Raw genomic sequence first — 25,082 nt, forward strand, 5'->3', positions numbered from 1 at the left:
TTCGGTTTGCCGGTCAGCCCTCTATTTCGCTGAGTTCGAGCCAGCGCATGGTCTTCTCGTCAATCAAGTCGTTCACTTCGGGCAGGCGTTTCGACTTCTCGGTCAGCTCGTCAACAGAGAGTGTGCCGCTACAAAGAAGCTCTTCGATTCGGGCTTTTTCGGCTTCGAGTTCGGCTATCTCCTTTTCCAACTGTTCGAATTCGCGCTTCTCCTTGAAACTCATCTTCCGTTTGTCGTTCAGGCGGACGCGGGCTGTCTTTTCTTCCTGCGGCTTTTCGGCCTCTTTCTCCTTTTGGGCTTTCGCGTCTTTCCAGTCGCGGTAGTTGCTGTAATTTCCAGGAAAGTCGCGGATGTCTCCCTGCCCGTTGAATACCATGAGATGGTCTACCACCTTATCCATAAAGTAGCGGTCGTGCGATACGACAATGACACAGCCTTTGAAGTTCTGGAGATACTCCTCGAGCACGTTCAACGTGATGATGTCGAGGTCGTTGGTAGGCTCGTCCAGTACGAGGAAGTTCGGATTGCGCATCAGGACGGTACACAGGTAAAGACGACGGCGCTCGCCCCCACTCAGTTTGTAGACATAGCTATGCTGGGTTTCGGGGGTGAAGAGGAAATGTTGCAGGAATTGCGAAGCGGTCAGTTTCTTTCCGTTGCCCAATTCGATGACTTCGGCAATGTCTTGCACGACGTCAATCACCTTCATCTGTTCGTCAAACCGGAGTCCGTCTTGCGAGTAATAGCCGAAGCGGACTGTTTCACCGATATCCAGCGTGCCACTGTCGGGTTGCACCTGCCCCATGAGTATCTTGATGAAAGTCGATTTTCCGGTTCCGTTGTTTCCTACGATTCCCATCTTCTCATAGCGGGAGAAGATATAAGAGAAGTCTTCGAGTATTTTCAGGTCGCCGAAGCTCTTGTAGAGGTGGTCGGCTTCGAATATCTTGCTGCCGATGTAGGATGCTTTTACTTCCAACTTCACATTGTCATTGCGTATGTGCTGCTTTGCCACCTTCTCCAGTTCGTAGAAAGCCTCTTCGCGGTAGCGCGCTTTGTGTCCGCGTGCTTGCGGCATCCGGCGCATCCAGTCAAGTTCGGTGCGGTAGAGGTTGTTGGCACGTTCTATTTCTACGGTTTTGGCTTCGATGCGCTCCTGCCGTTTTTCGAGGTAATAGCTGTAGTTGCCTTTGTACTGGTAGACTTGCCGGTTGTCTATCTCGATGATTTCGGAGCAGACACGGTCGAGGAAGTAGCGGTCGTGCGTCACCATCAGCAGGCTGACGTTGGTACGGCGCAGGTAGTCCTCAAGCCATTCGGTCATATCGAGGTCGAGGTGGTTGGTAGGCTCGTCAAGAATGAGAAGTTCGGGTTCGGTAATCAAGGCGTTGGCGAGGGCGACACGTTTCAACTGTCCGCCGGAGAGCTGTTTCACCTGCTGGTCGAAGTTGCGGATTTTGAGTTGCGAAAGGATTTGCTTGGCTTTCTGTTCATATTCCCAGGCTTTTTCCTGATCCATACGTGCCAGAAGGTCTTCCAGTCCGGGATGTCCTTCGGTTTCCATGCAGCGTTCGTACTCCTTTATAAGTTCTACGGTGCTGTTGCCATGATGGAAACAGGCTTCGAGCACGGTCAGTTCTTCGGGATATTGCGGGTCTTGTTCGAGATAATCCACACGGAGGTCGCGGCGGAAAACGATGCTGCCGCTATCGTAACCCTCTTTTCCGGCGATGATGTTCAATAAGGTGGTTTTCCCGCTACCGTTCTTCGCTATCAGTCCCACACGCTGGCCTTCGGCAAGGCCGAAAGAGATGTTCTCAAAAAGCACCAGATCGCCGAACGACTTGGTCAGGTTATCTATCTGTAAATAAGGTACAGCCATTTTTCAATCCAAACACTTCTTATATTCTTCTACTACGTTGCAAGATTCTCCTGCCTTTATTTTGCTCCAGGCCAATTTCATCGGGTCGATGATGCGGCCTTTGTATTGGAGCACAGGGGCTTCACGGTTGCCGTCGACCAATGTTTTCCATTCCATGCCCTCTACTTCGTTGGCAAGAATCGCGCAGACGGTGAGACCGACAGCCAGCCATTCGTCTCTCTTCTTCAATCCTATCTTGCCACTGTCCACCACTTGTTGAAGTTTCTCAAGGTCTTCTTCCAGGCCTTGAAAATCTTTCTTCAATTCCTGCTTTACGGTCGATACGACCCACTCGTATCCTTCGTTTATCTGGAATATTTCCGAAAGGCGGACAGGTATCAGTTCGGCGGGATACTTCTCTCCCTCTTTGCGTATCTCCAAAGTGCCAATGACGTATTCGGCTTCCTGCACGCTTCCGCCTTTGGGGACGGTGAAGGAGCATTCGAACGCAATGTCGCCGATGCCCGTAATCCATACATGGGAGGTGTAATAGGTTCCTTCTTCCTGAAACATCTCTTTGCTGTATGCACACTCCAGGGTTCCGACTCTTACCAACGAGGCGGAATCGTTCTCACTCAGTTCTTGGGCGACAGCCTGTTTGCCATAGCCGGCTTTGCCTTTAAATGCGGAAATACGAAAGTTGCCCGACCATACATCGGGATTGTAGAAAAGAAAAGAGCCTTCGCCATCTTCAAACTCATTCCAGTCTGATGGATAGTTCATTGAAAACCATGCTCCGGGAGAGATAAATTTCTTGCCTTGCATCCTTTTTCATTAATAATGATTACTTGGCAAAAGTAGTAATTAAATACGAACTACAAAAATTTCACCACAGAGGACACAGAGTCTCACAGAGTTTTTCTTTGACGATAATGCGCTGTTTGTGCTTGCCGTATGGCCGATTTGCAGTGCATATATGAGCTATTTTCACCGCATATATGTCCTACACGTAGCATCTATATATCCTGCGGCCAGCATCCATATGTCCTGCACGCAGCGCATATAGATGCTGTAACCAATTGATTATAAGGTCAAATCCACTACCTTTGGCAAATAAAGAAAGATAGCAGACAATCATCAAAAAACTCTGTGAGACTCTGTGTCCTCTGTGGTGAATCCCTGTATTATCATTTACCTATCGGCTGTATTTTTCGGCGCACCTCTTTGGAAATCTCCAAAAACATATAGTTCAGTTTGCCCGAATGGATGCCTTCTTCATTCTCTTCGTACTTCTTGTTGGCGTATTGTTTGGATTTCTCGAAGGTGAGCCATGACATTTCGTTCTGCGACTTACCCACCATCGTGGAGTCCAGTTGCTCGTCGGGAAAGAAGTCGTCGAGGTCGATATCGCCAATCATTGTTGTTTCGAGGAAGTTCTTGCCGGTATGCGAATGGTCTGTGTAGTAGCCTACAAACATATGCCCCGGTGTACGCACCAGGATAGGGTCGATATTGATGGCACGAAGCAAGGATGCGAACAACACGCTGCCGTCCACGCAGTTGATTTGCGAGGATTCCAACGCATCGTCGAACGTACGGACGCGCTGCGAGAATACGACATTGCTCGAAAGGCTGGTATTGGAGACGGAACTGTAACGGAACTTGCGTTTCTGCAACGCATTCCAAAGAGCATACACCTGCTTGTCTACCGCTCCTTTGACGTTGCTCTGATAACCGAGAAAGCGATTGACAATGCGGGTATTCAACGCTTCGCGGAGCAGGCGGTCAATCATCGGGTTCTCTTCGTTGACATAGGCGGCAAAGAAGATGCTTGTATCGTGGAAATCAGTCCCGTTGGCCACATACCCCAACAGACATTCGTTGATGCTGCGCACGGAGAACGTACGCACGTGCTGCCCCAACTCCTTCCCGTTCACCTCCACCGTGACGGCTACACTTATCGGTTCGGGCTGCACATTGCCTTTCAACGCTTCGTAATTCCAAATGATGTCCGGATAAACCGTATATTCCGTACGTGGCTTGTTGAGCACAAACTCCGATACGGAACGGGAGAAGAAGGGAGTTTCAGCCACTTCAATGCGCACACGGCTGTATGCAGTCTGGGATTTCAGCCGGATGGCAATGCACGATTTCGAGTTTCCCAAGTAAGCGGAATCCGAAGGTACAATCACTTGTGCATCGGTAGTGGCAACGGAGAGGATGGCCGACGGGAAAATGTTTCCACCCAAATCGTCGGTTATCTCAAATCCGCTGCTAAAAGAGGTATATTTAAAGAGAGACACACCGCCAAGCAGGAGCAGCACTGCAACCACCGCACCTGTCACTTCGCGTTTATGCCGTTTCCAGTCAATTCTTATCATCGCTTGTAGTTTCTGTAATCAAACATCTGTATCATTTCTCGCTAACAAAGATAACAAATAGCCGCCGTTTTTTCCTCTTACGACCCCTAAAAACTTTCCTATCCCCTTTCAAAGTCTTTTCATTCTTGCATCGAATCAAATAAAAACGTAACTTTGTCCTATCACATTAACAGATATAGCTATATGAACGAAAACCGCATTTTAGTTGTCGATGACGAAGAGGACCTCTGCGAGATTCTGAAGTTCAACCTTGAGAACGAAGGTTATGAGGTGGATACCGCAAACTCTGCCGAAGAAGCACTGAGAACGGACATCGGCAGCTACCATCTGATTCTTCTTGATGTGATGATGGGAGAAATCTCCGGATTCAAAATGGCAAGCATCCTGAAAAAAGACAAAAAGACAGCCAAAGTACCCATCATCTTTATCACAGCGAAGGATACCGAGAACGACACTGTGACGGGATTCAACCTGGGAGCCGACGATTATATCTCGAAACCTTTCTCCCTGCGCGAAGTCATTGCCCGCGTGAAGGCCGTGCTGAGACGTACGACGGCTGCCGACACGGAAAAAGCACCCGAACAGCTTATCTATCAGACGCTCGTCATCGACATCACAAAAAAGAAAGCGAGCGTCGACAACCAAGAAGTGTCGTTGACCAAGAAAGAATTTGAAATATTGCTTCTATTGCTACAGAACAAAGGACGCGTCTTTTCGCGTGAAGACATCCTGGCACGTATATGGAGCGACGAAGTGTATGTACTGGACCGCACCGTCGACGTCAACATCACCCGGCTGCGCAAAAAGATAGGAGCCTACGGCAAATGCATTGTCACACGCCTCGGATACGGATACTATTTTGAAGCCGAATAACCCTTTCATCATGAGACAGCCTGTCAGTCAAAGACATTTTCTCTCTTTCAGCCGAAAACTGTTCCTTTCGGTCATCTCCTTGTTTTTAGTATTCGTAGTCTGCTTTATCGCCTATCAGTACCAACGCGAACGGGAGTATAAAATAACACTGCTGCATACCAAATTGCAGGATTACAACAGCCGGCTCTACGAACGGCTGGAGAAGCAACCGCTCGACAACAGAATTATTGACGATTACATCCACAAGCATATTTTGGAAGACTTGCGCGTTACGCTCATCAACCTGAACGGAAATGTCATCTACGACAGCTATCCGAACCACGACGAGCAGATGGTAAACCACCTGAACCGCCCCGAAGTACAGAAAGCGATGAAACGCGGCAACGGATACGACCTGCGCCGCACTTCCGAAACCACCGGAGTCCCCTATTTCTATTCGGCTACATGCTATAAGGATTATATCCTCCGTTCGGCCTTGCCCTACAACGTCAGGCTTATCAACAACCTGCAAGCAGACTCACATTACCTGTGGTTTACCGTCATCGTGACTTTACTACTCATGGCACTTTTCTATAAGTTCACGAATAAGTTGGGCACTTCCATCAGCCAGCTCCGCGAATTTGCCATGCGCGCCGACCGGAACGAACCTATCGAGATGGAGATGCAGTCAGCTTTTCCGCACAACGAATTAGGAGAAATATCACAGCATATTATCCAAATCTACAAACGGCTGCACAAAACGAAAGAAGCTCTCTACATCGAACGCGAGAAGCTGATTACCCATCTTCAAATTTCGCACGAAGGGCTGGGCGTCTTTACAAAAGATAAAAAGGAGATTCTTGTCAATAACCTCTTCACCCAATACAGTAACCTGATTTCAGACACCAACCTGGAAACGACGGAAGAGGTCTTTGCCATCAGCGAACTGAAAGAGATTATACAGTTCATCAACAAAAACCGGGAACAGCGTTCGAGAGAAAAGAATGAACAGCGGATGTCTGTCACCATCCACAAGAACGGGCGTACGTTTATCGTGGAATGTATCATCTTTCAGGATGCGAGCTTTGAGATTTCAATCAACGATGTCACCCAGGAAGAAGAACAGATGAATCTGAAACGGCAGTTGACACAAAACATCGCACATGAGTTGAAAACACCGGTCAGCAGTATCCAGGGGTATCTGGAGACAATCGTCAACAATAAAAACATACCACGCGAAAAGAGTGACGTGTTTATCGAACGCTGTTATGCGCAAAGCAACCGGTTGAGCAGGCTGTTGCGTGATATCTCCGTACTTACCCGCATGGACGAGGCTGCCAATCTGATTGATATGGAGCAGGTGGATATCAGTGTATTGGTGGAAAACATCATCAATGAGGTTGCACTGGAACTGGACGAGAAACATATCGCGGTGGTCAATTCCTTGAAGAAGAACATACAGGTGAAAGGAAACTATTCTCTGCTTTATTCCATCTTCCGCAATCTGACGGATAATACCATTGCGTATGCCGGAACGAATATTGAGATTCACATCCATTGTTTCCGCGAAGACGAGGCTTTCTATTATTTCAGCTTTGCCGATACGGGAGTGGGTGTATCTCCCGAACATCTGAACCGTCTCTTCGAACGTTTTTACCGGGTAGACAAAGGGCGTTCGCGAAAGTTAGGCGGAACAGGACTGGGGTTGGCCATTGTGAAGAATGCGGTAATTATTCATGGAGGCAGCATTTCCGCCAAGAATTACCAGGGCGGTGGACTTGAGTTTGTATTTACATTGGCAAAGGAGAGGTAAAATTCGTCTAAAAACAAGGTTCTTTGAAAAGAAGGTCTTATCTTTGCCGTCTATGTAATTCATAGAAGTTCAATCTAATAACGTTCCATTATGAAAACGAACATAAATACGCTTTCCATCGTATGTCTCTTTTGTCTTTGTGCCTGCAAAAGCGGCCATGCTTCCAGCCTGAACAACGCCGAAGCAGCACAGGATACCATTAAGACTTTCACCTTGCCCGCCATCCCGCCCACACTGACCGTCCCGGCTTTACGAGCCGACTTCCTCGTCAAGCATTATTGGGATAATGTGAACTTTGCCGATACGAACTACATCCATCATCCCGAAATCACCGAACAGGCCTGGGCGGATTATTGCGACATACTGAACCATGTCCCTTTAGAGACTGCACAGCAAGCCATGCGGAAAACAATCGAACTGACTTATGTGGATAAGAAAGTATTTGCTTACATCACCGACTTGGCAGACAAATATCTCTATGATCCCAATTCCCCGATGCGCAACGAAGAGTTCTATATTCCCGTATTAGACGCCATATTGGCCGCTCCCGTATTGGAAGAAATAGAGAAGGTACGCCCCAAAGCCCGTCGCGAACTGGCTCAGAAAAACCGTATCGGAACCCAAGCGTTAAATTTCAGTTATACACTGGCTTCCGGCACGCAAGGTTCTCTTTACCAGCATCAATCGGACTATACTCTATTGTTCATCAATAACCCCGGCTGCCACGCCTGCGCAGAGACTATCGAAGCATTAAAAAATGCACCCGTCATCAATCAACTTTTGGTACAAAAGAAACTGACCGTTCTTTCTATCTATCCCGACGAGGAAGTGGATGAATGGCGAAAACACCTGAATGATTTCCCGAAAGAATGGACGAACGGATATGACAAGACATTCGCTATCAAAGAACAACAGTTGTATGACTTGAAAGCCATTCCTACCCTCTATCTTCTGAACAAGGATAAAAACGTGCTTTTAAAAGATGCGACAACGCAAGCTATCGAAGAGTATCTACTAATGAATGGAAATTCGATATAAGTCGGAAAGGGCAATGTATCAAAACCCGCCACAGAAGCCTTAGAATTCTGTGGCGGGTCTTGATACTCCTTTTGTACAATGTGGATTAATTACTTTTCTTCAATGGTGATGGCGTCGATACTAAAGTAAGCAGGTGTATTCATTCCATATTCTCCATTGTCGGTTGAACTTAGCTCAAACTCGATATATTCGGCCTCCTCAAGAGCACTCCAGTCGAACCATTCCCAAGTATTTACGATTTTTCTTTTACCGTCTCTGTAGTCGGCAAGGTAATGTTCCGCTTTTCCTATTTCGGTGCCATCGGCTTTATAGCCAATTACTGTCAGTTTAAACCAGTCGCCTTCAGCAAATTCTTTCACAGCTCCCACACCGGCATCATCCTGGTTTTTAATTGCAAGATAAGCATACGTACTGTTTGTTACCCATGCACCTTTGAATCTGTATTTATCGGAATGGAGATTGGTAAGTTGTGCTTTGGTGAAACTATTGGTATGGGATGTCAGATAAACTTTTCCGTTCTTTCCCTTGCCGGTGATGGCGCTGTTGTTAGTGTATCCGGGAGTGGTAACATCAGTTTTGTTTGTATAGGTGAAACCACCGCCGAATCCCAAATCACCATACCAGTGAAGAAACTTTATCAGACTCTTGGAGTCCTTGAAATTACTCTTATAGTAATAATCAGCAGGATTATCTTTTTCTCCGTCTTCTGTTTTGAATTCGGTTTCCGCTTCGGTCAGCAAGTCTTCAAAACTAACGATCACCTCTTTGCCTTCGTTTTTAACCTCGTCATTTTCATTACTGCATCCGCAAAAAGCGAATGCGAACATCAATAAAAATAAAGATAACTTTTTCATGTTTTTTGTTTTGATTTAAATTATTAATTGGTTGATTTATCTTCGTAATGCAAATTCTCTACGGCAACGATTTCAGTGGAAATCTCTCCCGTCCACCCGACATCCTGATTGACGGCGGTATGGATTCTTACAAAGTCGATGCGGTCTAATGAAACGGGCTGTCCGTCGCTGTCTACCGCCCAGTCTATTTTAAACTGGCTGTATTCGCTGCTGTTGGGATGGTTGTCTGCATACCCCCAGGGATAACAGTATCCCACCCATACCCCGTTTTCTTCCACTGCGTTGTCTTTCAGGCATGTGCCACGGAAGGTCATTTCGTCTTCTGCTATCCACATAGGGTAATAGGAATCCTGCTGATGGAAGGTGTTGCGTCTGATGGCTCCCTCCCCGCCCTGATTGTCCTTCCAACGGACATCGCCGCCGGAAGGTTGCGGGCGGTAGTAGGTGATTTCATAGCCACGCGTTTCCGTATCTTTTCCGAACTCGCTTCCTGCCAGTTCGTACCATTCATCGTCGGGTATTCCGTTGTTGTTTGCGTCTTTGGATACGAATACGATGCCCGGTTCGGCACTTCCTCCAAGTGCGCCTGTGGCTGTATAGCGGTTGTAAGTGGCGTTACCCCATATCTTGAAGTCGTATTCTCCTTCGCGGTTGACGACGGGTTGGGGGAATCCTACGGTGATTGTACCACCGAATCCGCCCAATGAGATAAGCAACTTCTTCTTCAACCTTTCGGTGGCACACGCCAGTACTTGTTCGGCGGTGAATCCGGCTTCGTAGGCCGAGGTGCTTGTATTGATAAACTGTCCGGGAGCCGGTCTGTATTCCCACACTTTATGGGCGAAAGCGGGCGAGTTTCCTGCTTCATCTTCGTTGCCGCCGACGTTGCCTTGCGAAGCGATGTCACTAAATGCAATCGTGTTGGGATTCAGTCCGATGCTGTTCAGCCGGAATTGCAATTGCCCCTGCTGGTTGAAGCAGAGTATGTCGCCGTAGAGGGTGTAGTCGTACGCATTGGTGATATACACGTTGCCGCTATAAGGATTCACGTTGATGCCATAAGGAGTATCGATGCCTGTTCCATCCGTAATGAAATTCTCGCGAAGGGTTTTCCCTGTTTTCAGATTGAATGTCTTGATGGAAGCCGCCTGCGTACCATAATTATAATGGTAGAGATAGGCAATCTCGCCGTCAACGGCAAAGTTCTGCACCTTCTCGTTGTAGTGGGTGACTTTGCCTGTTGCGCAGTCAATTTTCGCAAAATCATAGTTGCCCGCCTCCACGTTTTCGCCACGGAGGGCTACGTAGACGCTATTGCCATCCGCACCGGCCACGATTTTACCCGGATTGGGGCCGACGGTGATTTTGGCGGTTTCTTTGAATGTAGCAATATCCACCACGGACACCGTATTGTCTACTCCCAAGCCGGAAGCATAGTCCAGCCCACCGGAGTTGGAAACATATAGCTTCTCGTTCTGTACGCAGATTCCGTCCGGATTCCGTCCTACGGTAGTAACGGCGTCGACGGCAAGCGAGGCGATGTCAATGCGTGTCACCGTGCCATCGTACGAACATACATAGGCCTTGTCTTTATGAAAGGCGATGCAACGCGGTTCGCGCGGAGTGCCGTTTTCCGTACGTATCTGAATCTGTTTGAGCGAACGTCCCGTATGGAAGTCCATCACTTCCACCGTGCCGGATACGTTGACCACAATGTATATGTTGTCGCCGTAGATAGCCAGGTCGTTTGCCGTGTCGCCCAGTCCGCGACGGTTGACGGAGGTGAAATAATTGCGTGTCATCTGCCCATTACCGAAGGAGAAACGCATCAGCGAGCTGTTGTTCTGATTGAACAGTCCTTCGCACAGCACATACAGTTCGGCAGTGTCCGTCTCGGTCGGGTCGCCCGCGATGTCTGAGGTGAAAGGCTTGTCCTCCATATCGTCGCAAGCGGCGAACAGCAGCAGCACCGACAGGCAGAACCACATCCTATGTATCCATTTTCTTTTCATATTCTCAATATGTTATTTTTAGCGTTGCCCTTACCGAGCGTCCCGGCATGGGGAAGTATCGCACAATCTCGTAATTCTTATCCATCAGATTCAGCACCTCCAGGGTGAGCGAACTGTTGACCGTGCTTATCCGGAGGTCGCGGCTTGCCGAAATGCTATGGTCGCTGTAACTGTCGAGCCGGTTTGCAGCGATGTTCTGCCCCACTGCGTAGCGTTTGCCCGAATGGAGGAACGAGTAAGACAGGTTTATCCAGGGCGTTTCAAGACCTGCCTGCCCCGAAGCGGAGACGCGGGGAGTATAGGCTATCTGATGCTTGTAGGTCGATTTATCCGGATTTGAACCGGAGCCGGCGACGGTGACATCAAGCGCCCGCTGGTAGGTATAATTGCCGGAGAGGTTGATACGGACTTTCGCGCACGGCTGAAGAGAGAGAGTTCCTGCGATATCAACGCCTTTGATGTCCACACTTCCCAAGTTGCGCATACTCCATATGGCGAGGTTCTTGGTGGGATAAGCGATGATTTTATCAGTTACTTTGTTGTGATATGCGTCAACGGTTGCCGAAAGATAAGGCACGGATGCGCATATGTTTCTGCTGTATGTAAGACCGATGTTGTATTGTTCGGCCTTTTCGGGGCGCAGTTTCGTGTTTCCCACTTCTTGGTAATACAGGTCGTTGAAACTCGGCAGGCGGAAAATGTCCTTGTAGAAGAAACGGATACGGAACTCTTCGTGGCGAAACGGCTTGAATGAAGCGCTGACATAAGGGGTAAACCGGCGGTGATTACCGGCACTGCCGCCTTCTCTGACATCCTCGTTGATGAGGGTTGCCAAGACGGAGGCCGAGATTGTGAGCCAGTCGTTCATGTATTTTCCGGCAAAGGCGGTGAGCCACGAGTAGCGTGCGGGCTGTACGAAATCGGTAAGGTTGGCGTTCATCGTGTGGACGCTTCCATCCGTCGAAAGAGAGAGCGAGAGATTGCTCCATATTCTGTACAGTACCGAGGCGGAAAGATAATATTCCTGCTGGTAGTAGCTGTTTTCGGTCTTTCCCAAAGCGTTTTTCGTATCGGGGTCCAAGTAACGCTGGTAGCTCCAGTTCCATTTGGCGGAGGTCTGCCATACCCATTGCCGGCTGAACTCTTTCTTGTATTGGCTTTGTACGAATGCATTCTTGTCCCACAGGTGTTGGGCGGAATGGTCGTTATAAAACGTAGTGGCTTTCGGCAATCCACGGGACGACTGGAAATAGTATGCTTTCAATCGCCATTGCTCGTTGTCGGAAAAGTTGCCGTAAAGCCCGGTTTCGGCACGGAAGGTCTGTACGCCGGTATTCTTCCGTTTCTCTCGCGATGACAGGTCGCCGTCCGCATTTCCGTAGTGCAGGGTGTACGGATATCGGCCGTCCGAAGACATCCATTCGCCGTTGGCTGTGACGGCCCATCGCTTGCCGAGTTGCTGTTCGAGGAGAACGGAGGGATTGACCAATCCCCACGAACCTGTTTTGAAAGCTGCACTGATGTTCGTGCGTTTTCCTTCCCGGAAGCGAGGGGTGAGCGTCTGTATATTCAAGATTCCTGCCGAAGCGAAGAAGCGTGCGGGCTGGAAGATGTTGTCGCTCTGCCCGTTGCTCAACGACAGTTGGTCAACATTGTCGAGCGAGAAACGTCCGATGTCAATCTGCCCCGTCTGGCAGTCGGTGAGGGTGATTCCGTCGTAGCCCACGGCTGTGTACTGTGCGCCCAGGCTGCGTATGGAGACGGTTTTCAGTCCGCCGATACCGCCGTAGTCTTTCACGGTCACTCCGGCAAAATGTTTCACCGCGTCGGAAACTTGCAGGGCGTGCAAATTCTTCAGCGCTTCTTTGGAAAATATCTGCAACGGGGCGGCAGAACGTATCTCCCGTGTCTGATACCTGTCGGAGACTGTTATTTCAGGGATGGAATAGGTACGCGCAGTGTCGACCTTTTGCTGCTGTTGTGCAAAAAGCGTGGCGGAGAGCAGCAGACAGCCGAATGCCGCACAAATTCCTTTATGTAACTTCATATCTTTCATCCTTGTCTTACAGGTCTGTTCTTTTTTTGTTGTTAAAAGTGTCCGGGCGAAATCCCTTCGACCGGACACGCATGAATAAACTTTGGCAGAGTTTATTTACAAAACATACTTTCTCTGAATCAGAGTGATGAATGAAATGATAGACAGAAAGGTGTCCGGTTCATTAGATTCAACGCTTTTTCCTCGAAAGCAGTGAAATGAGAAGTGCATGGCAGGTCTTCTGACTTGTTCCTGTTGCGGGCGCCTTCCCGGAAGTTGCCTTCCAGTGGCTAAAGAGTGGATTGCTCGCAACATATTGCACGGAACTTACAGCAGCGGGACTGTTCAGGATTTACACCTGATTCCCTTTTAATCGCTTTCCCCGTATGTAGTCGGAGGATTGCGAACCGATGCGCGGCAAAGATAGGGAGTTTATTTGGCTTTTGCAATAATGGCGTCCTTTTTCTTATTCCAATCGTTTCTGCAACTGAACAAGATATAATTATCCGCCATTTGCACGCGCCACACGACCGGTTTGCACGGTGTCTGTACCCAATTTCCACCATCTATATATCCTATTTCCAGCATATATATGTCCTATCTCCAGCGCATATATATCCTGCGCGCAACATCTATATCTCCTGCACGCAGCACATATATGCGCTGTAACACCCTGAATATGAGAGTATAAATCGCACAAAAACAAGCCATAAAAGCAGGAAGGCAGCCCTTCTCTTGTTATTCTGCAATATTTTCCCTACATTCGTCGCTATAAACCTTTAAATAATACCACAATGGAATTACCTTTTGCCGAATCATGGAAAATCAAGATGGTAGAACCCATCCGCAAAAGCACCCGCGAAGAACGCGAACAATGGATTAAAGAAGCACATTACAACGTATTCCAACTCAAATCGGAACAAGTTTACATCGACCTTATCACCGACTCGGGCACAGGAGCCATGAGCGACCGCCAATGGGCGGGAATCATGCTGGGCGACGAAAGTTATGCCGGTGCCAGTTCTTTCTTCAAGCTGAAAGAGATGATTACCAAACTGACCGGATTTGAGTACGTCATCCCTACGCATCAGGGACGCGCCGCCGAAAACGTGCTCTTCTCCTACCTGGTGCACGAAGGAGACATCGTGCCGGGCAACTCGCACTTCGACACCACCAAAGGACATATCGAAGGACGGCACGCCACCGCATTGGACTGCACCGTCGACGCCGCCAAAGAGACGCAACTCGAACTGCCCTTCAAAGGAAACGTAGACCCCGACAAACTACAGAAAGCCTTGACGGAACACGCTGAACGCATCCCCTTCATCCTCATAACCATCACCAACAACACTGCCGGCGGACAGCCTGTATCCATGCAAAACCTGCGCGAAGTAAGGGCCATTGCCGACAAATATGGCAAACCGGTACTTTTCGACTCCGCGCGCTTTGCCGAAAACGCTTACTTCATCAAAATGCGTGAGGAGGGCTATCGCGACAAGTCTATCAAGGAAATCACCAAAGAGATGTTTGCCCTTGCCGACGGTATGACGATGAGTGCCAAGAAAGACGGAATCGTCAATATGGGCGGATTCATCGCCACACGCCGCGAGGAGTGGTACGAAGGAGCCAAAGGATATTGCGTACAGTACGAAGGATACCTCACCTATGGCGGAATGAATGGACGAGACATGAACGCACTCGCCATCGGACTGGATGAAAACACGGAGTTCGACAACCTCGAAACACGCATCAGGCAGGTGGAGTATCTGGCAAAGAAGTTGGACGAATACGGAATTCCTTATCAGCGCCCTGCCGGCGGTCATGCTATTTTCATCGATGCTCCCAAAGTGCTGACACACGTACCGAAAGAGGAGTTTCCGGCACAGACTCTTACCATCGAACTCTATCTGGAAGCGGGTATCCGGGGATGTGAAATAGGTTATATCCTCGCCGACCGCGACCCGGTAACGCACGAGAACCGGTTCGGCGGACTCGACCTGCTGCGCCTTGCCATCCCCCGCAGGGTGTACACAGACAATCATATGAATGTGATAGCCGCCGCTCTCAAAAATGTGTACGACCGCAGGGAAAGCATCACGCGAGGGGTAAGCATTGCCTGGGAAGCTCCGCTAATGCGGCATTTCACAGTCAAACTCGAAAGACTGTCGGTATAAATAAAGAAGAGACTGATAAAAAAACGGTGAATCACAGAGGAGATTCTACTCCCTCTCTGTGATTCACCGTTCTTTTTGAATTATCATCTATTTTGCATCAATTCAAAGTCCACGTCAACACAAAGTCCGGATGGACGCGATAACCAATCTCATATGTTCTTTGCAATTCCGTGGCAAACTCCCGGACTTGAAACGTACCCTCCTCTTGAGGAACAAAATGCGTCAGACGAAGTTTGCGCAAGTCAGCATCTGCATCTTCCATACGTTTAAATACCGCTTCCTTTGCCGACCAATGCAGCAACAGACTCCAAGTCGTATCTCCCCGATAAGCCGCCGCCTGCTCGTCGGAACGCATATACCGGTCAGCCACCCGATGAACCCGTTGACCGTATTGCTCTATATCAATGCCGACGGCACTCCGCGTACTGAGAATCACAGCAACGTATTCTTTGGTATGAGAAATACTGATAAAGAAAGAACAATCAGACAGATAAGGCTTGTTCTCAGAAGAGTAAGTAATCTCCTTCTCTTCCCGAAGCATCGTATAAAGCAAGACACGGACAGACGTCCACTCCAGTTTCCGCCGTTCGGAAACAAAACGGTTCAATTCCCGCTCGCAAGCGATTCTCCATCCCTCAGGTAGAAGAGACAACAATGCATTCAAAGGCTCTTCCATCTTCCAGACAGCCCACTGTACACCTTCCGTCTTATGTTGCAGATATAGCGCCATCTTACGTCTGACCGATTACTCCTTCTCTTCGAAGCCTTCCGCCTCCTTAGGCAGAATCGTAAACTTTACCTTCAAAATACGGCGGCTATCCATCTCCAACACTTCAAACTCGTAATTATGATAAGTCACCTTCTCGTGCAAAGTCGGGAATTCTCCCTTTATCTCAAGCAGCATACCGGCCAAAGTATCGGCATCGCCCACCACTTTCTCAAACTCATCCTCGTCTACCTTCGCAATCTTATAGAAATCAGTCAACTGCGTCTTTGCCTCAAACACCCAAGTGCGGTCATTCAACACGACATACGTACGCTCTTCGTCGTCATATTCATCATGAATTTCTCCCACTATCTCTTCGATGATATCCTCCATCGTCACCAATCCGGAAGTTCCTCCGAACTCGTCCACAACAATGGCGATATGAATCTTATTTGCTTGAAAATCGCGAAGCAAATCATCAATCATCTTCGTCTCTGGCACAAAATAAGCAGGACGAATCAACGACTGCCAACGGAAGTTATCCCCTTTGCTCACATGAGGCAGGAGGTCTTTGATATACAACACGCCCTTGATATCATCCCGCGAACCGGAAAAGACAGGAATGCGCGAATAAGCATTCTCAATGATGCAATGCATCACCTCCTTGAAAGGTGTGCGAATATCCAAATCAACCATATCCAAACGGGAGGTCATGACCTCCTTCACAGTCTCCCCACCGAAACGGATAATACCTTCAAGAATATTATTCTCTTCGGTCAGCTCCGCCTTGTCCGTAAGTTCCAGCGCATGAGACAACTCGTCAACGGAAATATTATGGCTTTTCTTGGAAATATGTTTGTTGAGAAACGTGGTAGAACGCACGAGCACGGTAGCCACCGGATGAAATATTTTTTCCAAATAATAGATACCCGGTGCGGAGAAGCGGCAAAACGCCAGTGTCTTCTGCGCCGAATAAATCTTCGGCATAATCTCACCGAACAGCAACAACAGGAAAGTCAATATGACTGTCAGTATCAAAAACTCTGCCAGCGGAGAATGAAACACAAAGACATTCATAAAGAAGAAGTTGCAGAGCATGATAATGGTTACGTTCACAAAATTGTTGGTAATCAAAATCGTAGCCAAAAGACGCTCGGTATCACCGAGAAGAGCACTTATTTTGTCATCGGAGGGATGATTGCGTTCGTCAATGTCATTCCGGTCTGAAGGGGAAAGCGAGAAAAAGGCAATTTCAGAAGCCGAAGCAAATCCCGAAGCAAGCAGGAGCACGCCTGCCAATACTATGGCAATAATAGCAGAAATAGAAGGAGTGTTTACGGTAATACCGTTGAAAATGTCAGCCAATTGGCTTAAATAACCATCTGATTCCAAAGAGTATATGTTTTAGTTTAACAAAAGACAATGTGCCAATCTGCTCACGAAAACCTATTGGCACACTATCACATTATTTAGAATGGCAGGTCGTCTGCCAAATTATCTTGCACAGGTTTCGACTGTGATTGCTGCGCTTGTTGCGGCTGTCCGGCACCGGGTTGTTGTGCAGCAGTGGAAGTTCCCTGATTACCCCCTTTCGGAGACAGCATTTCCATATTGTCTACATAAATCTCGGTGATATAGCGCAAAGCACCCGACTGGTCGCTGTAAGAACGTGTGCGAATCTTCCCTTCGAGATACAGTTTGTCACCCTTGTGCACATACTTGTCCACAATCTCTGCCAAGCGGTTGGATGCAACAATATTATGCCACTCCGTCCGTTCGGGAATTTGGGTACCGTTCTGCAACGTATAGGCACGGTCTGTCGTAGCCAACGGAAAAGTTGCCACAGCCGAACCCGTATCAAAATATTTCACCCGCGGGTCTTGTCCTACGTTCCCTATCAATATCACTTTGTTTATCGACATATATGTATCAAGTTTATAATACTTCGTTCAAATTTGTGCCAAAATTAAACAGAATAACAATAGGATGCAAGGATTGTTATAACTTTTATTTTGAATCGACATACTTCTCAACAAAAGCGTGCACCAATTTGGAAACGGCATATTGCCCCAATTCTTCTACCTTTATTTTCTGAAACTTACTGAAAGAAGTGGTTGCTTCGGGCAACGTCACTTCATAGAAATTGGCGTAAATCACCCGGTGAGACAGCACGTGCTTCACCTCTCTGCACACTGAGCGAACTACCGGATGTTCACCCGGCGCAAAGAACGACCGAAAATCGGGTAAAGCCAAAAACTCTTTTTCGGGCAAAGCCACCGACGTTTCTATCAAAGGCAGCTCGAACAGGTTTTTCCAAATATCGTCTGCCGTCCGTTTATTAATAAAGGTATGCGCGCCCGCACGTACATAAATATAATTCAAATAACGGTTGGTGGTTTTCGTTTTATGCCGTTTCACTGGCAGTTTTGACACGCTTCCTTTCGAGAGTGCCGCACAGCCGTCAGCCAACGGACAAAACAGGCAATCAGGCGACTGCGGGGTACACTGAACCGCACCGAAATCCATTATCGCCTGATTGTAAACAGCTGGACGTTTTTTATCCAGCAACTCATCCGCCAAAGCCGCAAAGAGTTTCTTCCCTTCGGTCGAATCAATCGGGGTGCCAATATCGAAATAGCGCGAAAGCACACGATACACATTTCCGTCCACCACCGCATAGGGCATACCATAGGCAAACGAGCAGATAGCTGCAGCCGTGTACTCCCCTACTCCTTTCAAAGTCCGTACGCCCGAATACGTTTGCGGGAAAACCCCGTCCATGCTTTTAGCAGCGGCATGAAGATTTCGGGCACGCGAGTAATAGCCTAACCCCTGCCAGTACTTCATCACCTCATCCTCGTCCGCATCTGCCAATGTACGTACATCGGGAAAACGCTCAACGAAACGAAGAAAATAATCATATCCCTGCGCCACACGCGTCTGCTGGAGGATGATTTCTGAAATCCATATCAGATACGGATCGGAAGATTCCCGCCAGGGCAACTCACGTTTATTCTCTTCATACCACCTTATAATTACTTCAGTAAACTCACTCATACTAATGTATCATCTAACATTTATCTTGTATATGCTATTCAAAAGAGACACAAAAGTAACTCTTTTGCCTATAAGAAACCCCAAAGCCACTATTTTTTTAGAAAAATGTGCATAATATATTTTTTTAGGAGATGAAAAAGCTATATATTTGCAGTCCAAAAAATTAGCAATAACATAGTAATAATATTTTTTTTAAGGAAAAATGACTAAAGCAGATATTGTAAACGAGATTACAAAGAAAACTGGGATTGACAAACAGACAGTTCTTACAACAGTTGAAGCATTCATGGACGCTGTTAAAGATTCTTTGTCCAATGACGAGAACGTGTATTTACGCGGATTCGGTAGTTTCGTTGTAAAGAAAAGAGCGCAGAAAACCGCTCGTAATATTTCAAAGAACACTACTATTATTATCCCCGAGCACAATATTCCGGCTTTCAAACCGGCTAAGACATTTACAATTTCAGTAAAGAAATAATAAACAAGAGTATTAACCCATAAAATGTGAAGCTATGCCAAGCGGAAAAAAGAAAAAAAGACACAAAATGTCTACGCACAAGCGTAAAAAAAGACTGAGAAAGAACAGACATAAAAGCAAAAAATAATTTTTAAGTCTGATTCACACAGAAACAAAGAACAAACTTGCGAAGCCAATGTCTTTCAAGTTTGTTCTTTGTTTAAGTAGCTAACCCAAGATGAACAATTTGTCAATAATGTTGTTCATAGGAATAAGGTTCAATCAATAATAAGGAAACAAACCAGTGACAAGTGAATTAGTAGTTGACGTACAGCCCAAAGAGGTCTCCATTGCTCTTCTCGAAGACAAGAGTCTGGTGGAACTTCAAAGCGAAGGAAGAAACATTTCTTTTTCAGTGGGCAATATGTATTTGGGACGCATCAAGAAATTGATGCCCGGACTGAACGCCTGCTTCGTAGACGTCGGTTACGAGAAAGACGCTTTCCTTCATTATCTTGACCTGGGTCCTCAATTTAACTCACTCGAAAAGTTTGTAAAGCAGACTTTAAGCGACAAAAAGAGGCTGAACTCCATCAGCAAAGCAACCCTGCTTCCCGATCTTGACAAGGACGGCACTGTATCCAACACACTCAAGGTAGGACAAGAAGTTGTGGTGCAAATCGTAAAGGAACCTATCTCCACGAAGGGACCTCGACTGACGTCCGAAATATCATTTGCAGGACGCTATCTCGTGCTCATCCCTTTCAACGATAAAGTTTCCGTATCACAAAAAATTAAATCGAGCGAAGAACGCGCCCGCCTGAAACAACTGCTGATGAGCATCAAGCCGAAAAACTTCGGTGTAATCGTCCGCACAGTGGCCGAAGGCAAACGCGTAGCCGAACTCGACGGAGAGCTTAAAGTCCTGATCAAGCATTGGGAAGATGCAATGGCGAAAGTACAGAAAGCCACCAAGTATCCGACGTTGATTTATGAAGAAACCAGCCGCGCCGTAGGCTTGTTGCGCGACCTCTTCAACCCTTCTTTTGAAAATATTCACGTCAATGATGAGGCTGTGTACAATGAAATCAAAGACTATGTATCACTGATTGCACCCGAACGCGCCAACATCGTGAAACTATACAAAGGCCAACTTCCCATTTACGACAATTTCGGCATCACCAAGCAGATTAAATCATCGTTTGGAAAAACCATCTCTTACAAGAGCGGTGCTTATCTGATTATTGAGCACACAGAAGCACTTCACGTAGTGGATGTGAACAGTGGAAACCGCACCAAAAACGCCAACGGACAGGAAGGCAACGCACTCGAAGTAAATTTGGGGGCTGCCGACGAGCTGGCACGCCAACTGCGATTAAGAGATATGGGTGGTATCATCGTCGTAGACTTCATCGACATGAACGAAGCCGAAAACCGTCAGAAACTTTACGAACGGATGTGTGCCAATATGCAGAAAGACAGGGCACGGCATAACATTCTGCCGCTCAGCAAATTCGGGCTGATGCAGATTACACGCCAGCGTGTGCGTCCGGCAATGGATGTCAACACAAGTGAAATCTGCCCTACCTGCTTCGGCAAAGGCACTATCAAGTCGTCCATTCTCTTTACGGACACTTTGGAGAGTAAAATTGATTATCTGGTCAACAAACTGAAGATTAAGAAATTCTCGTTACACGTCCATCCATATGTGGCCGCTTATATCAATCAAGGACTCGTTTCCCTGAAACGGAAGTGGCAGATGAAATACGGATTAGGTATCAAGGTTATTCCAAGCCAAAAACTCGCATTTCTACAATATGTGTTCTATGATATACATGGAGAAGAAATCGACATGAAGGAGGAATTCGAAATCAAATAGACAGAAAAGGCGGCTCGTCAAAAAGAACAAGCCGCCTTTTTGTTTTTCATATCACCGCTTATCGGAACTTCTCTGCAGAACCCAACAAGAAATCATCCCTCATTCCTCGTAGAAACGAAACACTTGCGAAACACAAACGTATCTGCCAAAAAGTAATTAAGTAATCCGGAGATAAGCAATGCTGCAAAGTTGCACCATATCACACCCCATCCGAACATCTTCTCGAAAATCAGCAGGAATAGCATCTTCACTAAAAAAGCCACTACGGAAGAGAGGTTAAACACAAAGAAGCGAAGCCAAAAGTCACGCGTACACCTGCCGCTTATGCGGTCTTTCCATATCCAGCAATACGAACAGAGAAAGTTGCTCATCACTGCGAACTCGAACGAAATGATAGGTGAAACAACATAAACTCCCCAATATCCTTCGAAAAGGAAATGGGAACATATCCACAATACAAACGTATCGACTCCTGTGCCGAACAGACGGCTTACTACAAACTCTAAATAGGTACGCAAACTATCAATCCTCCTTTTTTTCGGGGTTATAGGGCTTTAACGGATCGCGTTCGGCAAGAATACGGCGGTCTACAAGGAATTGGCTGAGCCATGCTCCGAAAAGGAAAAGAGCAATCAGCAAACCGGCAATATCAAATACACCCAACGTTTGTCCGCCAACCGTATAGGAAATTGCAGACAAAGGAGTGTACATAAACACGGTATTGATAAGTATGACTACCAAACGGAATTCCGTAGGGCCGAAACTGCCGTAAGTCAATCTGAATTCGTCTTTAATAATCGTGGAAATATATGTATAAATGGAAAGCACGAGATATCCTGCCAACACCAACATGGCTACATCGAGCCTAAACATAGGAGAAATGCCTGCTCCGATGCACATGATGCAGATAGTCACCGCATCCAACGTATGGTCGATAAAAAAGCCGTAAATCGGGCGTTGCGTATGACGCACACGTGCCAACGTTCCGTCAAGGCTGTCGCCATACCAGTTTATCACCAGCCCTAATGATGAAATCCACAAATAATTCTTGTCAATATGAGCCAAAGCAAACCCCAGTCCGCAGACAACGGCACCCAGCAGCCCGATGTATGTCAACATATCCGAAGTCATCCACGACGGCTGTCTTTCCGCCAGCCATATCAATGCTTTTTTCTCCATTGCGTTAAGCAATGAAGTCTGTATTCTATTTGACGATTCTTTACCCATTCCTAAATTTTTCAGCAAAAGTATATCTTATTTCAACAAATGTGTACATATAGAGATGTCTTTTTGAGGCTATTTAACACTTAAAAGTATCATCAAGGAAAAATAATCCGAAATTTAGTCCATCCGTCGGAATATGTACGCAAGGAGAATGTACATCCGTGCCGCATCAGCACTTCACGGATAAAGATAAGTCCGATACCTTGTCCGTTGGGTTTGGTCGAAAAGAAAGGGCTGAATAATTTAGCTTCCGTTTCTTTGTTGATACCGCCGCCATTGTCCAATACTTCAATGATAGCGGGCGAAAGAGTACGGAAGATGATTTCGCCATCCGTTCCAATGCTTTCGGCAGAGTTTTTAATGATATTCACAAGCACTTGTTCCAACAGAACGGCGTCCAACATCACTTCTTTCAGGTTTTCATCCATTTCCATACGGAGCTTGATACGGCGGTCGTTGCACATTCCCTCCATAAAACGTGTGCAGGTGAGCACAAGATCGTTCAGGCAAACGGGCGATAGTGTAGGTTCGGGTATTTTCACCACATCGGCAAAGCGGGTGATAAACCGACTCATTGAAAAACAACGTTCGGTACAGATACGCATCACATCGCAGATGTCGCTCCGACCTTCTTCACAAGCAAGTGCCTGCTCCACGGTATCCAGTGTGGAAACGATGCCGGCAGTGGTGTTATTCACTTCATGCGCTATCATACGTATTACTTTTCCATAGGCTTTCTTTTCGGCTTTCATCACCTCGTCCGTCAGGCTTTCTATCAGAAAGAAAGGGTGCTGGAATCCACGGTCGATAAAAGAAGAGTGGACGCAACGATAGATATTGGAGTTGTTCAAGCGCACGGTTATTGTCTCTCCCTTCGGCACGCTTGCCAGTTCTGCCGCCAAAGGAGAGTCTATTTCTTTCAGAAACTTGCCCTTTACTTCGTCCTGGCGGACATCCAGCATTTTCAGTGCCATCGGGTTAAGTTGCGATAGATGTCCGTCGAGCGTAGTGATAATCACTCCCATTGGAGAGGCGTTAATCAGCAAATCAAGAAAGTGGTTCTGTTCGCGCAGGCGGAGACGTTCGTTCTTGAGTTGCTCCATCATACGGTTGAATACATTGACAAGGCGGTCGGCTTCGTATTGCCCTACCGGACTGAGACGACTGCTGAAATCCTGTTCGCGCAACAAATCCATACCGTTTCCTATGGTATTGAGCGGCTTTAGAAGTTTCCGGTAGAAAAAGACAAGATAGACAAGGATAAAAAGTATCAATCCCTGCCCCATGTAGAAAAAGGTAGGATTCAGTTGGCTGGAAAGGAACAGCAAAAGGCCGCCCAATGAAAGCAACAAAAAGACAAGTATGTAAAAAAATCCTTTTATACGCACGTTATACGGTAATGTTATATTTTTCAAGACGGCGATAAAGCGCGGCACGGCTGATGCCCAATGCGGTTGCCACCTGACTCAGATTTCCCCGACAGCGTTCGAGCGCTTGAAGGATGGTCTGCCGTTCCACCTCATCCAAAGTCATGCCTGCCAGCGATGTAGCGGTTCTTGCATCGTCGCGACGGATATACTGTGCATCGAAGTCGGACGCGTCAAGCATCGTTTTCCCACTTACCAAGATGGTGCGTTCTACGAGATTCTTCAGCTCACGAATGTTTCCGGGGAAAGGCAGACGGCTTAGAAACTGTAAGGACTCAGCAGTAAATTCTGTACGCGGCAATCCGTTCGCAGCAGCTTGGCAGTCGGCAAAATGACGTACCAGCAACGGAATGTCTTCGCGACGTTCGCGCAAAGAAGGCAATTGTACGGTTATCAGATTGATGCGGTAGAACAAATCTTCGCGGAAAGTACGCTCGTTTACCATCTGGCGCAAATCGGCATTCGTTGCAGAGACTACGCGAATGTCCGTTTTGCGGGGACGACTGTCGCCAAGCACTTCAAACGTCTGGTCTTGCAACACACGTAGCAGTTTCACTTGGCAGGAAGGGTCGAGGTCACCGATTTCATCTAAAAAGATAGTCCCTTTGTCTGCCATTTCAAAACGGCCTATGCGGTCGGAAGAGGCATCGGTAAAAGCCCCTTTCTTATGGCCAAACATTTCGCTCTCGAACAGGCTTTGGGAAATTCCACCTAAATTGACTTTGACAAACGGATGCTTTGCACGCCGGCTGTTCATATGAATAGCTTCGGCTATCAACTCCTTGCCTGTGCCGCTTTCGCCTGTAATCAGCACGGATGCATTGGTCTTTGCTATGCGGGCGACGGTATTCAGCACATCCGTCAGTGCTCGGCTGCGACCGATGATGTGAGTGCGGTCGAAAGCAGTGCTTTGTTCCTGTATTGCAGTACTTTCGGGAGCAGCAGAAAGCTGCAAAACGGTTTCGATACGCTGCAACAGGGCGGCATTGTTCCACGGTTTAGTAATAAAATCGAAAGCTCCCGCCTGCATTCCCTGTACAGCAAGCCGGATACTTCCCCAGGCAGTCATCAATATCACCGGAGTTTCGGGGCGGAATATCTTCACTTGCCTAAGCAGCGTCAACCCCTCTTCGCCCGTAGTGGAAAGGGTGAAGTTCATATCCATCAATATCAAATCGGGAGCTTCGGCACGCACTGCATCCATTGCTTCCCGAGGACCGGGAACTGCCTGCACCTCATATCCCGCCCGCTTGAGCATAAAGCTAAGCGATGAGCGCACAATACTATCGTCGTCAATTATCAGAATCATGTT

At 47.4% G+C, this 25,082-nt stretch carries 20 protein-coding genes and 1 riboswitch; of the genes, 6 read left to right on the top strand and 14 right to left on the bottom strand.

Annotated features, from left to right (window positions below):
• Window positions 1-13: 13 nt before the first annotated feature.
• From QZ331_RS05485 to QZ331_RS05495, 3 genes are all read right to left on the bottom strand, one after another.
• Window positions 14-1,882: an ABC-F family ATP-binding cassette domain-containing protein gene (locus tag QZ331_RS05485; protein ID WP_294628760.1), complete on the bottom strand. Its 1,869-nt coding sequence runs from the start codon at window positions 1,880-1,882 to the stop codon at window positions 14-16.
• A 3-nt stretch (window positions 1,883-1,885) separates the two neighbouring features.
• The gene (locus tag QZ331_RS05490) at window positions 1,886-2,686 is read right to left on the bottom strand and encodes a DUF3805 domain-containing protein (RefSeq protein ID WP_294628762.1); all 801 of its coding nucleotides are present in this window, start codon (window positions 2,684-2,686) and stop codon (window positions 1,886-1,888) included.
• A 362-nt stretch (window positions 2,687-3,048) separates the two neighbouring features.
• Window positions 3,049-4,242 (bottom strand): hypothetical protein, encoded by a 1,194-nt coding sequence (locus QZ331_RS05495; RefSeq protein ID WP_294628763.1) that lies wholly within the window; start codon window positions 4,240-4,242, stop codon window positions 3,049-3,051.
• A gap of 183 nt (window positions 4,243-4,425) precedes the next feature.
• Here QZ331_RS05495 and QZ331_RS05500 point away from each other — a divergent pair, with 183 nt between their 5' ends.
• The 3 genes from QZ331_RS05500 (at window position 4,426) to QZ331_RS05510 (ending at window position 7,945) form a co-directional block, all read left to right on the top strand.
• The gene (locus tag QZ331_RS05500; RefSeq protein ID WP_294628765.1) at window positions 4,426-5,115 is read left to right on the top strand and encodes a response regulator transcription factor; all 690 of its coding nucleotides are present in this window, start codon (window positions 4,426-4,428) and stop codon (window positions 5,113-5,115) included.
• Window positions 5,116-5,125: 10 nt separating this feature from the next.
• Window positions 5,126-6,907, top strand: coding sequence for an ATP-binding protein (locus tag QZ331_RS05505; protein WP_294628852.1), 1,782 nt, complete (start codon window positions 5,126-5,128; stop codon window positions 6,905-6,907).
• 90 nt (window positions 6,908-6,997) lie between these two features.
• A complete protein-coding gene (locus QZ331_RS05510) occupies window positions 6,998-7,945 on the top strand; it encodes a DUF5106 domain-containing protein (protein ID WP_294628767.1) in 948 nt (315 codons plus the stop codon).
• Window positions 7,946-8,034: 89 nt separating this feature from the next.
• On the opposite strand, the gene QZ331_RS05515 is transcribed toward QZ331_RS05510, so the two are convergent.
• The 3 genes from QZ331_RS05515 to QZ331_RS05525 are packed head-to-tail and all read right to left on the bottom strand — an operon-like array spanning window position 8,035 to window position 12,858.
• Window positions 8,035-8,799, bottom strand: a complete 765-nt coding sequence (locus QZ331_RS05515) for a DUF4465 domain-containing protein (protein ID WP_294628769.1) — start codon at window positions 8,797-8,799, stop codon at window positions 8,035-8,037.
• Window positions 8,800-8,822: 23 nt separating this feature from the next.
• Window positions 8,823-10,811: a YncE family protein gene (locus tag QZ331_RS05520; RefSeq protein ID WP_294628771.1), complete on the bottom strand. Its 1,989-nt coding sequence runs from the start codon at window positions 10,809-10,811 to the stop codon at window positions 8,823-8,825.
• 4 nt (window positions 10,812-10,815) lie between these two features.
• Entirely contained in the window at window positions 10,816-12,858 is a 2,043-nt protein-coding gene (locus tag QZ331_RS05525) for a TonB-dependent receptor (protein ID WP_294628772.1), read from the bottom strand.
• 201 nt (window positions 12,859-13,059) lie between these two features.
• A riboswitch (cobalamin riboswitch) is annotated at window positions 13,060-13,273 on the bottom strand.
• A gap of 367 nt (window positions 13,274-13,640) precedes the next feature.
• Between QZ331_RS05525 and QZ331_RS05530 the strand changes: the two genes are divergently transcribed.
• Window positions 13,641-15,020: a tryptophanase gene (locus QZ331_RS05530; RefSeq protein WP_294628774.1), complete on the top strand. Its 1,380-nt coding sequence runs from the start codon at window positions 13,641-13,643 to the stop codon at window positions 15,018-15,020.
• A 97-nt stretch (window positions 15,021-15,117) separates the two neighbouring features.
• Here the strand turns inward: QZ331_RS05530 and QZ331_RS05535 are convergent, their stop codons facing one another.
• The 4 genes from QZ331_RS05535 to mutY all read right to left on the bottom strand — a co-directional run bounded on the left by QZ331_RS05535 (window position 15,118) and on the right by mutY (window position 18,783).
• Window positions 15,118-15,750, bottom strand: a complete 633-nt coding sequence (locus QZ331_RS05535) for a 4'-phosphopantetheinyl transferase family protein (protein ID WP_294628776.1) — start codon at window positions 15,748-15,750, stop codon at window positions 15,118-15,120.
• A 15-nt stretch (window positions 15,751-15,765) separates the two neighbouring features.
• Complete coding sequence (locus QZ331_RS05540; RefSeq protein ID WP_294628778.1) at window positions 15,766-17,118, bottom strand: gliding motility-associated protein GldE; 1,353 nt, start codon at window positions 17,116-17,118, stop codon at window positions 15,766-15,768.
• A 77-nt stretch (window positions 17,119-17,195) separates the two neighbouring features.
• A complete protein-coding gene (gene ssb, locus QZ331_RS05545) occupies window positions 17,196-17,648 on the bottom strand; it encodes a single-stranded DNA-binding protein (RefSeq protein WP_294628780.1) in 453 nt (150 codons plus the stop codon).
• Between the two features lie 85 nt (window positions 17,649-17,733).
• Window positions 17,734-18,783, bottom strand: coding sequence for an A/G-specific adenine glycosylase (gene mutY, locus QZ331_RS05550; RefSeq protein WP_294628782.1), 1,050 nt, complete (start codon window positions 18,781-18,783; stop codon window positions 17,734-17,736).
• Window positions 18,784-18,985: 202 nt separating this feature from the next.
• Here mutY and QZ331_RS05555 point away from each other — a divergent pair, with 202 nt between their 5' ends.
• On the top strand, window positions 18,986-19,261 hold the full coding sequence (locus QZ331_RS05555) for an HU family DNA-binding protein (protein WP_004300646.1): 276 nt from the start codon (window positions 18,986-18,988) through the stop codon (window positions 19,259-19,261).
• Window positions 19,262-19,544: 283 nt separating this feature from the next.
• Window positions 19,545-21,119, top strand: coding sequence for an Rne/Rng family ribonuclease (locus QZ331_RS05560; protein WP_294628784.1), 1,575 nt, complete (start codon window positions 19,545-19,547; stop codon window positions 21,117-21,119).
• A gap of 92 nt (window positions 21,120-21,211) precedes the next feature.
• On the opposite strand, the gene QZ331_RS05565 is transcribed toward QZ331_RS05560, so the two are convergent.
• The 4 genes from QZ331_RS05565 to QZ331_RS05580 form a co-directional block, all read right to left on the bottom strand.
• Window positions 21,212-21,637, bottom strand: a complete 426-nt coding sequence (locus QZ331_RS05565; protein ID WP_294628786.1) for a GtrA family protein — start codon at window positions 21,635-21,637, stop codon at window positions 21,212-21,214.
• A 4-nt stretch (window positions 21,638-21,641) separates the two neighbouring features.
• The gene (locus QZ331_RS05570) at window positions 21,642-22,346 is read right to left on the bottom strand and encodes a CDP-alcohol phosphatidyltransferase family protein (RefSeq protein ID WP_294628787.1); all 705 of its coding nucleotides are present in this window, start codon (window positions 22,344-22,346) and stop codon (window positions 21,642-21,644) included.
• 92 nt (window positions 22,347-22,438) lie between these two features.
• A complete protein-coding gene (locus QZ331_RS05575) occupies window positions 22,439-23,731 on the bottom strand; it encodes an ATP-binding protein (protein WP_294628788.1) in 1,293 nt (430 codons plus the stop codon).
• Window position 23,732: 1 nt separating this feature from the next.
• The gene (locus tag QZ331_RS05580) at window positions 23,733-25,079 is read right to left on the bottom strand and encodes a sigma-54 dependent transcriptional regulator (protein ID WP_294628790.1); all 1,347 of its coding nucleotides are present in this window, start codon (window positions 25,077-25,079) and stop codon (window positions 23,733-23,735) included.
• Between the last annotated feature and the right edge of the window lie 3 nt (window positions 25,080-25,082).

The sequence above is a fragment of the uncultured Bacteroides sp. genome, from assembly GCF_910586915.1.
Lineage (GTDB): Bacteria > Bacteroidota > Bacteroidia > Bacteroidales > Bacteroidaceae > Bacteroides.